This is a genomic window from Sphingomonas cannabina (assembly GCF_021391395.1).
GTDB classification, from domain to species: domain Bacteria; phylum Pseudomonadota; class Alphaproteobacteria; order Sphingomonadales; family Sphingomonadaceae; genus Sphingomonas; species Sphingomonas cannabina.
Genome location: NZ_CP090059.1, coordinates 4204289 through 4217593 on the forward strand (window position 1 = coordinate 4204289; position 13305 = coordinate 4217593).

Annotated in this window: 8 protein-coding genes; 2 read left to right on the forward strand and 6 right to left on the reverse strand. The window is 69.0% G+C overall.

Going from position 1 to position 13305, the window contains the following annotated elements:
- Positions 1–12: 12 nt before the first annotated feature.
- Genes LZK98_RS19695 through LZK98_RS19705 form a run of 3 tightly spaced genes read right to left on the reverse strand, consistent with a single transcriptional unit; the run spans position 13 to position 4381 of the window.
- Entirely contained in the window at positions 13–1284 is a 1272-nt protein-coding gene (locus LZK98_RS19695) for a four-carbon acid sugar kinase family protein (protein WP_233784205.1), read from the reverse strand.
- Positions 1281–2549, reverse strand: a complete 1269-nt coding sequence (locus LZK98_RS19700; RefSeq protein ID WP_233784206.1) for a ribulose-bisphosphate carboxylase large subunit family protein — start codon at positions 2547–2549, stop codon at positions 1281–1283. Before LZK98_RS19700 ends, LZK98_RS19695 begins: the two co-directional genes overlap by 4 nt.
- Entirely contained in the window at positions 2549–4381 is a 1833-nt protein-coding gene (locus LZK98_RS19705) for a beta-L-arabinofuranosidase domain-containing protein (protein WP_233784207.1), read from the reverse strand. The genes LZK98_RS19700 and LZK98_RS19705 overlap by 1 nt, the downstream gene beginning before the upstream one ends.
- A gap of 122 nt (positions 4382–4503) precedes the next feature.
- Between LZK98_RS19705 and LZK98_RS19710 the strand changes: the two genes are divergently transcribed.
- The gene (locus tag LZK98_RS19710; protein WP_233784208.1) at positions 4504–6546 is read left to right on the forward strand and encodes a beta-galactosidase; all 2043 of its coding nucleotides are present in this window, start codon (positions 4504–4506) and stop codon (positions 6544–6546) included.
- 12 nt (positions 6547–6558) lie between these two features.
- A complete protein-coding gene (locus LZK98_RS19715) occupies positions 6559–7770 on the forward strand; it encodes an SGNH/GDSL hydrolase family protein (RefSeq protein ID WP_233784209.1) in 1212 nt (403 codons plus the stop codon).
- A 138-nt stretch (positions 7771–7908) separates the two neighbouring features.
- On the opposite strand, the gene LZK98_RS19720 is transcribed toward LZK98_RS19715, so the two are convergent.
- From LZK98_RS19720 to glcF, 3 genes are all read right to left on the reverse strand, one after another.
- Positions 7909–10266, reverse strand: a complete 2358-nt coding sequence (locus LZK98_RS19720; protein WP_233784210.1) for a hypothetical protein — start codon at positions 10264–10266, stop codon at positions 7909–7911.
- Between the two features lie 62 nt (positions 10267–10328).
- Complete coding sequence (locus LZK98_RS19725; protein ID WP_233784211.1) at positions 10329–11936, reverse strand: alpha-L-fucosidase; 1608 nt, start codon at positions 11934–11936, stop codon at positions 10329–10331.
- An 80-nt stretch (positions 11937–12016) separates the two neighbouring features.
- The gene (gene glcF / locus LZK98_RS19730; protein WP_233784212.1) at positions 12017–13303 is read right to left on the reverse strand and encodes a glycolate oxidase subunit GlcF; all 1287 of its coding nucleotides are present in this window, start codon (positions 13301–13303) and stop codon (positions 12017–12019) included.
- Positions 13304–13305 lie beyond the last annotated feature (2 nt).

The following is a 13305-nucleotide window of genomic DNA, read 5'->3' on the forward strand; positions in this document are numbered from 1 at the left end:
CGGGGAGGAGCTTTAGCGCCCCCGCCGCACCGTCTCGAAGAACCCGTCTCCGCCCATCTGGCCGCCCTTGAGCACCAGCTCCAGGCCATCGACGACAGCTTCCCCGGCATGCGCCCGCACCAGCGGCGCGCCGGGTTCGAGCGGTGCCGCCCAGGTCAGCGCGTCGATGCCGAGCTCGGCGACGCCGTGGCTCGACGTATCGCCGCCCGCGAACAGGACGCGGCTGAGGCGCTGCCGCCGGATGATCTCATGCGCCACGCGGCCCAGTGCCACGCCCAACCGGTCACCGGCCGCGGGTGCGGCATCGCCGAGCGGCCCGTCCGCCGAGTGGATCACGCAGCGCCCGCCCGCCGCCAGCGCCGTCTCGGCCGCTCCGACCAGCCGCGCCTCTTCCGCCGTCTCGCCGTTCAGCAGCGCCGGGACGTCGGCGCGCACGCCGGCGTAGCCCTCCGTCATCCCCCGCGCGATCTGCCGCGCCGTCACCGGCGAGCAGCTTCCGCTCACCACCAGCAGCCGGTCGACCTCACCTGCCCGCGCCAGCTCGCCGGGAGCTTCGACCGCACCATTCGCCTGCCACGCCATCACCAGCGCGCGCGTCACGCCCGAGCTGCCGACCGCGAAACGCGTCCCGCGCGACAGCAGCAGCTCTCCCGCCACGGCGAGGCTCGGCATGTCGACGCCGTCGAACAGCACCGCGCCCTCGCCCACCGCGTCGAACACCGCAGCAGCCTCGCCCGCCTGGATACGGTCGATCGGCACCAGCGCCACCGGCATGTCGGTCTGGAGCGCGAGGTGGCGGCGCAGGTCCGCCTCGTGCATCGGCGTCACCGGATGGCGCGACATGGTGGGGTGGCGGTCGATGCGGAAAACCTCGCCGCCTGCCGCCGCGAACAGGTTGCCGAACACGACGTAGCGGCCGAGATGCGGTGCCCCGACCAGGATCGGCACCACGCCGCCGAACACTCGCGCGCCGATCTCCATCGCGCGGCCGATCGAGCCGGTGGCCGGGCTGGAATCGAAGGTCGAGCAGGTCTTGTAATGGACCACCGCCGCCTCTCCGAGCGCCGCGAAGGCGTCCGGCAGATTGGCATCCATCCATTCGGGCGAGCGGCTGCGGCTGTCCCCCGCGATGCCGATCGCGCGCACGTCGGGGAAACGCGCGCGCAACGCTTCGTCGGGCCGGCGCAGGAACAGCACCGCCGGCACACCGCCCTCGGCAAGCTGCTCGAGGACGTCGGTCGAGCCGGTGAAATCGTCGCCGTAATAGCCGTAGAGCAGGGTCACCCCGCGAACGCCCCGAGCGCAGCCTGCAGTTCGGGCGCCTGGCGCGACGCCTCATCGAGCGGTACGCCCGCCACCGCCGCGTCCCAAGCCTGGCGGAGCGCGGTCACGCCCGCCGCCGGCCCACCGGGATGCGCGAGGATGCCGCCTCCCGCGGCGAAGATCAGGTCGGTCGAGCCCAATGCCTCATAGGTTGCGTGCGCCTGCTTGGCCGACTGGCCGGAGGAGAAGACCGGCATGATCTCGCAACCCGGATGCGGCGGGTCGAACATCGGCGTCAGGCATTCGCGCGCCGAGGCGATCACGCTTTCGTTCGCTTCGCAGAACTTGTTGTCGATGCCGTTGACGTGGGTGTGGTCGATCCCCGCCAGCCGCCACAGCTTCTGAAAGGCGACGTAGCTCATGCCGATCGCCGGCGAGCGGCCGAGCATCCCCCAGCCGTTGCGGTGGCCATGGATGGGAAGCTGAGAATGTGCGCGCAGCATCTTCATCGCCGGCAGGCCGATCGAGTTCATGCTCGCCATGACGCAGGTGCCGCCCTCGGCCAGCACATGATCGTGGCGGCGCAGCATCTCGTCGACATCGCCGGTGAGGTTGGCGGCGTACATCGCCTTCTTGCCGGTGCGCTGCGCATGATCGTTGATCACGCGCATCACCGCCGAGATCCGCGCCTCGAACGGGCAGGCGGGGCCGTCGGCCTGGAGCTCGTCGTCCTTGATGAAGTCGATGCCGGCGTCGAGCAGCCCGGCGACCTGCGCAGCGGTTGCCTCGGGGTCGAGGCCGACGCTCGGCTTGATGATCGTGCCGATCATCGGCCGGTCCCAGACGTCCGCCAGCTCGCGCGTGCCGGGTACGCCGAACTGCGGACCCTGGTAACGGTCGAGGAACACCGGCGGCAGCCTGAGGTCGAGCAGCTTGAGGCCGGAGAAGGCCTTCAGTTCCGACAGGTTGCCCGCGACCGTCGCGAGCAGGTTCGGCAGCGACGGCCCGAAATTATGGACCGGCCACGACAGCGTCACCCGCGCCGTCCGCCGCCGCCCGTCGCCGCCGCCCTTGGGCAGGCCCGAGCCCGGCAGCGACGGCGCCGCCGCATCCTCCAGCTCTTCGATCGATTCGACCACCGCGGCATGCGCCTCGCGCAGCGCGTCGGTCTCGCCGGGCACGCGGACGAAGGTGCCGGTCGACTGCTCGCCGGCCATCGTCTCCGCCGCCTGGGCAAGCGGGAAGGCGGTCTCGATCCAATAGGTCGCGTAGACGCGGTTCGTCATCAGGCGACCTTGAAGTAAGTGTTGTAGCGCTCGGTATCGATCGCGAAATAGGGCACGAACACCAGGTCGCGGCCGTCGACGCTGGCGCGATAGGCCTGGGTCTGGTTGGCGATCGGAGCGAGCGCGCTGGGCAGCGCGATCGTCTGGGCCTCGATGCCCGCCCACGGATTGACGCCGACATACATCACCGCGCCGCGCAGGACGGCGGCGATATTGGGGTTCTGGTCGTCGATCGGCAGCGTGCGCAGCGGCTGCGGCAGGACGAGATCGACAGTGTCGCCCGCCTTCCACGTCCGCGAGACGGTCGCGAGCGTGCCCGGCGTCGCCGCCTGCGGCTGACCGTTGACCGCCAGCGTCGCACCCTTCGCCCATGCCGGGATGCGCAGCTTCATCGCGAAGCGGCCATTGCCGGGCCTCCGCACCGTCAGCCGCACCGTGTCGGTCGCCGGATAGCCGGTCTCCTGCGCCACCTCGACCGCGCCGCCCGCACGGTCCCACGTCACCTGCGACGAGGCGTACATGTTGACGACCAGCGCGTCGTCGTCATGGAAATAGAGCCCCTGCACATAGTCGGCGACGCCCTGCACCAGCGTGCCCGAGCAGCACGGCCATTTCTTCTGGTAGTAGAGCTTCTCGCCGACGGGTCCGTAGTTCGAATAATAGGGATAGCCGCCGTCGCTGTCGGGCAGGCGGGTCGCCAGCATCGTGTTGTAGAGCGTGCGCTCGAGCCCGTCGCCGTACACCGGCTCGCCGGTGAAGCGGATCAGGTAGCGCGCCAGCTTCATGTCGGCGAAGCTGCCGCACGGCGTCTCGAAATGCGCCTTCGAGGACTTGAGGCTGGCGGCGAGCTTGCCCTGGTGGAGCTCGACGAACTGCTCCTCCGGCCCCCAGCCGCCGCTCGCGAAGCGCTGCGGCTCCATGAACTTCCAGGCGTTGACCAGCGCCTGCCGGTACTTGGGGTCGCCGAGGTGGAGATAGGCCTGCGCGCCCGAGCTCAGCGCGATCGTGTGACTGTAGGCGTGCTTGGTCGGCAGCACGTCCTGCCCGGCCGCGAGCGGATCGAACCACTCCTTGTTGAGGAGATAATGGACCGCCATCGCGCGGTATTTCTCGTCGCCGGTGATGTCGGCGACGTGGAACAGGTTCTCCGACAGGACATAGGTCTCGTCATACGGCGGATCGACCTTGCCGATGCGGTCGCGCGAGACCGGCGAGATATAGGGCACGCACTTGTCGATGATGATCGGCAGCAGCTCCTTGGCGCGCGCGACCCCGCTCAGCCGATAGGCGTCGACCAGCGCGACGACATATTTGTCCATGACATAGGCGGCCCATTGCGCCTGCGCGTTCTTGCCGGCGTAGGGATTCTTGGCGGCGATCATCGCCTCGCCGAAGCCGTCGACCAGCGCCGCGACCTTGGCGTGCGCCGCCTTGTCGCCGGTGGTCGCCGCGAGGCGGGCGAGCCCGGAGACATACTGACCGAAGGCGAGCCCGGGCACGAAACCATCGGCATCATACCAGCCGCCCATGTCCGGCCCCGGCGCCGGCAGGCCGGCGTTCTGGCGGAAGACCTTGAGCAGGCGATCGTTGTCGAGCGCCAGATAATGGGCATGGATGCGGTCGTAATGCTCCTTGATCCGGCCGCTCCCGGTCAGCTGGACCGCGCCATAGGGGAATTCATGGAGCACTTCCCTGCCGCGCATCGCCGCAGCCGCCGCGCCCGCCCAGGCGGTGGAGGGCATCGCCGCCGCGCCGGCCGCCGCCGTCGCGCAGGCCGCGCAATGGAAGAAACCGCGCCTCGACACGCCTTCGGTCACCATGTCGTCCTTCATCCCATCCTCGCCCGATTCCGTCTGGCGTTCCCCGCGCCAACCCGCTTATACATATTCATATGATAATACGAATGGCAAGAGGAGGTGGTATGATCTGTAGGCCAGCAATAGCGGCTCTGGCAATGGCCTTGAGCAGCGTTGCCGCCCCAGCTCAGCCGCCTGAGACGACGGCATTCCTGGCCCGCGCGACGGCCTTCGCCGACCGTCCGGCGATTGCCGTCGGCGTCTCCTGGTATCCCGAGCAATGGCCCGAGAGCCGCTGGGCGACCGATCTCGACATGATGAAGGCGACCGGCTTCAACACCGTACGCCTCGCCGAATTCGCCTGGAGCCGGATGGAGCCGGAGGAAGGCAGGTTCGACTTCGCCTGGCTCGACCGGGCGATCGCCGCGGCGGCGCGGCGCGGGTTCATGGTGGTACTCGGCACGCCGACCGCCGCGCCGCCGGCGTGGCTTACCCAGAAATACCCCGACACGCTGCGCGTCGACGAGAACGGCCAGCGCGCCGGCCACGGCGGGCGGCGCCACTTCTCCTTCGCCAGCAGGCGCTACCGCGACTTCGCCCGCCGCATCGCGACCGAGATGGCGAAGCGCTACGGCCACAATCCGGCGGTGGTCGGCTGGCAGATCGACAATGAGGTCGGGCCGCCCTCCTTCGATCCCGAATCGGTCGCCGCCTGGCACGCCTTCCTCAAGGCCCGCTACGGCACGATCGACGAGCTCAACCGCCGCTGGGCCACCGAATATTGGAGCCAGCACTACAACGACTTCGACCAGGTCCCGCTCCACGCCACCGGCCAGCAGAACCCGGGCCTTCTGCTCGACTTCAAGCATTTCACCACCGCGACCTGGACCGACTACGTCCAGAACCAGGTCCGTGCGATCCGCCCGCTGATCGACCCGCGTGCCTTCGTCACCACCAACACCATGTTCTGGAACGCGGGCTTCGACCATTTCGTCATGCACCGCGATCTCGATCTGGCGTCCTGGGACAATTACATCCCGAACGGCCGGCCCGACTGGGTGGCGAACGGCGCCAACCACGACCTCGTCCGCGGCTACAAGCAGCGCAACTTCTGGCTGATGGAGACCCAGCCCGGCCGCGTCGACTGGGTGCCGGTCAACCGCGCGCTCGATCCGGGGCAGGTGCGCGAGCTTGCCTGGCAGTCGGTCGCGCACGGTGCCGACGCGGTGCTCTACTGGCAGTGGCGCCCGGCCGCGAACGGGCAGGAGACCTATCACGGCGCCATCCTCGGCCAAGACGGCCGGCCCAACCCGATCCAGCCCGAGATCGCCCGCGTCGCGGCCGACCTCACCAGGGCCGCGCCGCTGCTCGCTGATACCGAGCCGGCGGCGAAGGTGGCGATGATCTTCTCCTACGACAGCCGCTGGGCGATCGACCTGCAGCGCCACCACAAGGACTTCGATCCGATCAAGGCGTTCACCGATTTCTACCGGCCGCTGCGGGTGCAGTCGCAGGGAGTGCATGTCCTGCCGGTGGAGGCCGACCTCAAACATTACCCCCTAGTGGTCGCGCCCGACCTCAACGTGCTGATCGAGACGCAGGCGCAGGGGCTCGAAGCCTATGTCCGGGGCGGCGGCCATCTCGTCCTCGGCCCGCGCTCGGGCATGAAGGACGACGCCAACGCGCTATGGCCCGAACGCCAGCCGGGCCCGCTCGCGAAGCTGCTCGGCGCGCGGGTCGAGCAGTTCTATGCGCTGGACGAAGGCGTCGGCATCACTGGCTCGATCGCCGGCACGGCCTCGATCTGGGCCGAGGCGCTGGCGCCGGAGGCGACCGACGTCCGCACCCTCGCCACCTACACCGATCCCGGCGGATGGCTCGACGGCAAGCCCGCGATCGTGACCCGCAAGGTCGGGCGCGGCAGCATCACCTATGTCGGCGCCTGGCTCGATCCCGACACCATGGCGAAACTGGCGACAACGTTGCTCGCCGATGCCGGCGTGAAGCCGCTGATCGCCGACGCGCACCCCGACCTCGAGATCGCCGAGCGTACCGGCGCCGGCAAGCGCGTGCTGATCGTCATCAACCACGGCGCGGTCGCTCATCCGCTCACACCGCCCGCCGGCGCGAAGCCGGCCGGCGGGGACTGGACGAACGGCCAGGTCGCCGCGCATGGTGTCGCCCTCTTCCAGCTCCCGTAACAAGGATCGTCGATGAAGCCTCTCCGCCTGGCTCCGGCTCTTATCGGCCTGCTCGCGCTCACCGCCGCCCACGCCGCCGTGCCCCAGCATTGGGTGCCGGGTTGGACCTCCTCGCCGATCGGCTATGAGCCGGATATCCGCGACGGCCTCGGCCGCCCGTTCAAGGACGAGACGGTGCGCCAGGAGGTCCGCGCGGGCATCGCCGGCACCACGATCCGCATCCGCTTCACCAACGAGCTGTCGGACGTGCCGCTTCGCATCGGCGCCGCTTCGATCCTGCGGCTCGACGAGGCGGGGAAGCCGGTTCCCGGCAGCCTCCGCCCGCTGACCTTCAGCGGGGCCCGCGACGTCCGCGTGCCGACGCATGCGCCGTTGCTGTCGGACCCGATCGCCTATCCGGTGAAGGCCGGCGAGCGCCTCGCCGTCTCGGTCCATTTTCCCGACGAGGCCGCGCCGCCCGCCCATGCCCAGATGGTCGACGTCGCGGCCGGCGATGCGACCGGCGCTCTCGACCTGCCCTCGCCCCGCCGCGCCCGGGCCTCCGGCATCGTCAGCGCGGTCGACGTGGTGAGCCCGGCGGCCTCGCGCGTGCTGGTGGCGTTCGGCGATTCGATCACCGAGGGCGCCGGCGCCACGCCGGGCAAGGCGATGAGCTGGCCCGATCAGCTCGGCCGAATGCTCGCGGCGAGCCCGCGAGGCCGCTGCTGGGCGGTCGCCAACCAGGGCATCAGCGGCAACCGCCTGCTCAGCGAAGGGCGCGGCCCCAACGCACTGTCGCGCTTCGACCGCGACGTGCTGTCGGTGCCCGGCGCCACCCATGTCGTGATCCTCGAAGGCATCAACGACATCGGCAAGGTCAAGGACCCGGCGAAGGACTGGCAGGCCCCCGCCGACAAGCTGATCGCCGCCTATGAGCAGCTCCTCGCCCGCGCGCACGCCCGCGGCCTTAAGGTGATCTTCGGCACGCTGCTGCCCTATGAGGGCGCCGGCTATGCCTCGCCCGACGGCGAGCAGCGCCGTGAGACCCTCAACCGCTGGCTGCGCGCCAATGCCAAGCGTTTCGACGGCCTGATCGACTTCGACGCGGCGATGCAGGAGCCCGGTCAGCCGACCGTGATGCGCCTTGCCGAGCAGATCGGCGATCATCTCCACCCCAACGACGCGGGCTACACGACGATGGCGAAGACCGCGCTGCCGGTGGTGCTGGCGCAGGGGTGCCGGTGATCCTGAAGCGGATTCGATCAGCGTGAATCCGTTCCCCGGCGAAGGCCGGGGCCCAGTCGCGAACGGTTTGAGACTGGGCCCCGGCCTTCGCCGGGGAACAGCTGCTTCAAGCCGAAGCCGATCCGGATCGATCCTACGCTACCGCACCACCCGGATCAGGTAGCTCGTCGTCGCGGGCTTGCCGACCGCGATCTCCCAGCCCGGCTCGATCATCTTGCCCTTGATCTCCGGCCCGATCGGCCGCGCCGATCCGTCGAGCGGCTGGGCGAACACGCCGACCGCGCCCTCCAGGTCCTTGAGCTGGATCCACCCGGTGATCGGCTCGATCAGCGTCGGCGCGGTGCCCCAGTTGGTCAGCATCGCGCGCCGTTCGTCCCAGACCTGGCCGCTGTTCTCGACCTTGCCGGTCGTGGTGAGCAGCATCCGGTTCGACAGGCTGAGCGGCCTGCCGTCCAGCGACGACAGGGTGATCGTCGCGAAACGGTTGCGGATGTCGGCGGCGAGGTGGCGCGTCTGCACCTTGGCGTTGGCGCTGACGAACCCGACCAGCGCCTGGCTCAGCGGCGTGTCGATCGTCACCAGCCCGTCCTTGCCGCCCTGGGTACGCCAGCTGAGCTCGCCGGTATCCGACACGATCGGGTTCATCGGCGGCAGCGGCGCCGGCAGGCGCGGCTTGCAGTCGAGGCACGAGACCCGCGAGCCGTGGACCAGCGGGATCGTCATGTCGAAGCCGGGCGTGTAATAGGGCATCGCCGCACGCGGCAGCCGCGAGGCCTCGCTGATCTGGTCGGTCGAATAGGACCGCGTCAGCACCTCCTTCGCCGCCGACACGTCGCCGCGCAGGAACAGCATCGCCCCCGCCGGCATCTGCGCCATCTTCACCGGATCGAGCGTCATGTCGAAATGGTCGCCGATCATCGGCTTCCACTGGCCGGCGATCTTGGTCTCGAAGGTGTAGAAGAAGATGCCGTCCCAGTCCTGCAGCGCCGCATAGGACGCCAGGATCGGGATCATCTCCGATCCATAGTCGCTGGGATAGGGGTGGTTGACCTCGCTCACCGTGAACGGCTTGCCGACCGTCGCCGAGCGGGCGAGCTTCTGGATGATCGACAGCTCGGGGCTGTTCACCATCGGCTCGTTGCGGCGGCCGTAGATGGCGGGGTGCTGCCAATAGACGTGCGCGTCCATGATGTCGGACTTCACCGCGGTGCGCATCAGCGGCTGGTTGGCGATGAAATAGGTGTGGTCCGCCATCGGGATGATCGGCGACTTCACCCCGACCTCGTCCTTCAGGAACCGCTTCATCTCGGCGTGGAAGTCGATCTCGACCTGCGTCAGGAAGCCGAGCTCGGCATCGAGCCTGAGCCGCGGCGCCTCGGGATGGTCGCCGCGGCGCATGAACGGGATCGGCTGCCCCTCGGCGACGCCCGCCATCCGGCGCAGCTCGGCCACTTCGGCCGGCTTGCGGTTCTTCGCCAGCCAGTCGTTGTACATCCCGACCAGCAGCGCCTGATAGTGCGGCGTCATGTCGAGCTGGATGTTCGCCCCGCCCGGCACGCGCTCGCCACGCAGCCAGTTGCGCATCCAGAATTCGAGCAGCGAATTCTCGTTCACCACTTCGACGATCACCACCGCCGGATCGTCGGCGTAGCGCAGCTTGGTATAGGGATTGAGGTGGCCGAGCAGCTGCTTCGCATATTCCTTCTGCGCGGCGATCAGCTCGGGGCCGAAATAGGTGAAGGCCTTGGCCGGACCGAGCAGCTCGGCGTCGGGGATGCCGTCGCCGGCCTTGTAGCGGCGGCCGACGTTCAGGTTGAAGTCGACGTAGATGCCGTTCTTCTTGAGCTCGGCGATCCAATAGTCGAGCCGGTCGAGCCGCTCGGCGTTGAACGCGCCCCGGCTGGACTGCTGATCCCAGCGGATCAGCCCGCGCGGCGCATGGGTGAAAGGCCCGGCGGTCGGCGAGACCTCCTCGCCCGCGTTGCGGATCGGGTTCACCGTGTCGGGCATGTCGAGGAAATGCAGCCGCACGCAATTGACCCCGAGCCGCGCCAGCGCGGCGGCATAGGTCACGGCATCCTCGTGCGACGGAATCTCCTCCGATCCCACCGCCCAGCCGGTCATGTTGACGCCCCAGCAGCGGAAACGCTTGCCGTCCGGGCGGTAGAGATGGCCGTCCCTCGCCTGGATGAAGCCGTATTTCCCGGCCGGCCCATCCAGCAGGAAACGGGCGTCGGCGGCGGAATCGACCCTCAGCTCATGGTTGACCGGAAAGGGCTGGAGCGGAATGTCTTGCGCAAGCGACGGCGCTGCGGCGAACAGCGCGCACGCCGCCGAGAGGACGCGCCTTAGAGTCGGATTCGGCCAGCATGAATCCGTTCCCCGGCGAAGGCCGGGGCCCAGTTTCGAACCGCTCGCAACTGGGCCCCGGCCTTCGCCGGGGAACAGCTGCTTCAAGCCGGATGGATCAAATTCCAGCCGTTGCCCTCGACTCATCGCCCCCTCCTATTCTGTCGATCTTCGGCGACGCGCCGATGCCAGGCGCGCAATCTCCCGGCTCAGCGCGTCCTGATCTTGAGTGCGTAGGGGAAGGCGCCGTCGCCGACCGCCGGCAAGGTGACCTCGAGCCCCTTGGGCGTCTGCTTCCAGCTGATCCGGCCCCCGCCGAGCAGCTCGATGCTCTTGATCGGCGCGTCGAGATAGGGCGTGCCGGCGTAGAGCGTCTTGACCAGCACCCGCCCATCCTTCGGCCGCGAGAGGCCGAGTGCGTAGAGCGCATCGCCCTTGGTGGTGAAGCGGATGTCGGCCGGGGTGAAGCCCTTCACCGCCGACTCCTCGACCTGCCCGCCGACGCGGACCTGGCCCGACTTGGTCGGCCCCTCGCCGAAATATTTGAACGGCCGCGTGCCGTAGATCGCCTCGCCGTTGACCTTGAGCCAGCCGCCCATGCCGCGCAGCACCGTCGCGATCTCGTCGGGGATGGTGCCGTCGGCCTTGGGCCCGACGTTGAGCAGCAGATTGCCGTTCTTGCTGACGATGTCGATCAGGTCGGCCACCAGCGACGGCGCGGTGCGGTAGGTGTCGTTCCGGGCATAGCCCCAGCTGTGCACGCTGACCGAGGTGTCCGACTGCCAGGGCGTGAGCTTCAGCGCATCCGTCTTGCCGCGCTCCATGTCGAACAGCGCGCTGCCCTCGGCGAACTGCGAACCCTTGTAGGCGATGATGCCCTGCTCGTGCCGCGCGGCCGAGCGGTTGTAGTAATAGGCGGCGGTGTCGCGCATCAGCGGTGCGAACATCGGCGCCGAGGTCCACCAGTCGAAATAGATGAGCTCGGGCCGGTATTTGTCGATCAGTTCGGTGGTGCGCGCCATCCAGTCGTTCAGGAACGCCTTGTTCGGCGGCATCCAGTTCTGGAGCGAATCGCTGTCCGGCCAGGTCGTCGGCGCGTCGGCGGGAAGGCCGGTCGGCGCCGCTGGGCCGTAGAGGCCGGCGTACTTCGGATCGTTGACGTCCGAATCATAGGTGCGGCCCACATGGTACCACCACCAATGCTCCGCGCGGTGGGAGGAGAGGCCGAAGTGCATGCCCGTCGCCCGCGCCGCCTCGGCGATCAGCCCGACCACGTCGCGATGCGGCCCCATGTCCGCCGCGTCCCATTCGGTGAGGTCGGAGGCGTACATCGCGAAGCCGTCGCAATGCTCGGCGACCGGCACGACGTAGCGCGCGCCGGCGTCGGAGAAGAGCTGGACCCAGGCGGCGGGATCGAACTTCTCCGCCTTGAACTGAGGAATGAAGTCCTTGTAGCCGAACTTCGACTGCGGGCCGTAGGTCTTGACGTGGTGCTCGTAGGCGGCGTTGCCCGGCACGTACATGTTGCGCGAATACCATTCGTTCGCGAACGCCGGCACCGAATAGACGCCCCAGTGGATGAAGATGCCGAACTTGGCGTCGCGGAACCATTCCGGCGTGCGATAGCCCTGGCGCAGCGAATCCCAGTCGGACTTGAACGGCCCCTGCGCGACGCCCGCCTGCACCTCGCGCAGCTTCGCATCGACCTTAGCCTGGTAGCCCGGCACCTCGGCTGCCGCCGGTGCCGCGACCGCCAGCGCAAGCAGCGATGCCGACATCGCGGCCATGCGCCCGATCGAACCCTTGATCCCGGCCATCAACGCCTCTCCCCCGCTTGTGCTTTCGCTATCGTTAGCCGGGTAAGGAAGGCCGGATCAACAAAAATCCTATAATCACACTAATTCATTGCCGCCGGCTTCGGCCCGCCGGTCGCCCAGTCGAGCAGCTCGACGGTATGGACCACCGGAATCGCCGCCCGCTGCCCGATCTGCACCGCGCAGCCGATGTTGCCGGTGGCGATCACGTCGGCATCGAGCCGGGCGAGGTTCGCCGCCTTGCGGTCGCCGAGCTTCCCGGCGATCTCAGGCTGGAGGATGTTGTAGGTCCCGGCCGAGCCGCAGCAGAGATGCGCCTCCACCGGCGTGCGCACGACATAGCCGGCGTCGGCGAGCAGCCGCTTCGGCGCCTCGGTGACCTTCTGGCCATGCTGGAGCGAGCAGGCGGCGTGATAGGCGACCGTCAGCCCGTGCCCGTCGCCGGCGGGCAGCTCCGCCTCGACCAGCAGCTCGCTCACGTCCTTCGCCAGCGCCGACACCCGCGCCGCCTTGTCGGCATAGGCGGGGTCCTCGCGCAGCATGAAGCCATAGTCCTTGATCGTGGTGCCGCAGCCCGAGGTGGTGATGACGATCGCGTCGAGCCCGCCGTCCTCGATCAGCGCGGTCCAGGCGTCGACGTTGCGGCGCGCGGCGGCGAGGCTCGCGGCGTCCTTGCCCATGTGATGGACCAGCGCGCCGCAGCAGCCCTCGCCGGGCGCGAACGTCACGTCATAGCCGGCGCGGTTGAGCAGCCGTACCGTCGCCGCGCGAATCTCGGGACGCAGCACCGGCTCGGCGCAGCCCTGCATCAGCGCGACGCGGCCGCGCGCCTGCGGCGCCGGCGAGGGTGCGTCGGAGGGAGCGGGCGGCACCCGATTCGGCGCCAGCGCCAGCATCGCCGCCATCGGCTTGAGCGCGGCGATGCGCTCGACCAGCGGCGTCGCCGGCCGCGCGAGCCGGGCCAGGGCGAGCGCGAGCCGGAACCGCCCCTGATAGGGCAGCACCTGGGCCAGCAGCGTGCGGAACAGCCGCTCGCGCAACGGCCGGCGATAGCGCTCCTCGATATAGGCGCGGGCGTGGTCGACCAGGTGCATGTAGTTCACGCCGGACGGGCAGGTGGTCATGCACGACAGGCAGGAGAGACAGCGGTCGATGTGCTTGACGATCTCCGCGGTCGGCTCGCGCTCGTTCTCGAGCATGTCCTTCATCAGGTAGATGCGGCCGCGCGGGCTGTCGAGCTCGTCGCCGAGCAGGACATAGGTCGGGCAGGTCGCGGTGCAGAAGCCGCAATGCACGCATTTGCGGATCACCGCCTCGGACGCGGCCATCGCCGGATCGGCGAGCTGTTCGGGGGAGAAATGGGTCTGCATGG

Bases quoted from the DNA above. Each gene is read 5' to 3' on its own strand.
- LZK98_RS19700 (WP_233784206.1), bottom strand. From the start codon at position 2,549: ATGACGAACCGCGTCTACGCGACCTATTGGATCGAGACCGCCTTCCCG.
- LZK98_RS19705 (WP_233784207.1), bottom strand. From the start codon at position 4,381: ATGAAGGACGACATGGTGACCGAAGGCGTGTCGAGGCGCGGTTTCTTC.
- LZK98_RS19710 (WP_233784208.1), top strand. From the start codon at position 4,504: ATGGCCTTGAGCAGCGTTGCCGCCCCAGCTCAGCCGCCTGAGACGACG.
- LZK98_RS19715 (WP_233784209.1), top strand. From the start codon at position 6,559: ATGAAGCCTCTCCGCCTGGCTCCGGCTCTTATCGGCCTGCTCGCGCTC.
- LZK98_RS19720 (WP_233784210.1), bottom strand. From the start codon at position 10,266: ATGAGTCGAGGGCAACGGCTGGAATTTGATCCATCCGGCTTGAAGCAG.
- LZK98_RS19725 (WP_233784211.1), bottom strand. From the start codon at position 11,936: ATGGCCGGGATCAAGGGTTCGATCGGGCGCATGGCCGCGATGTCGGCA.
- glcF (WP_233784212.1), bottom strand. From the start codon at position 13,303: ATGCAGACCCATTTCTCCCCCGAACAGCTCGCCGATCCGGCGATGGCC.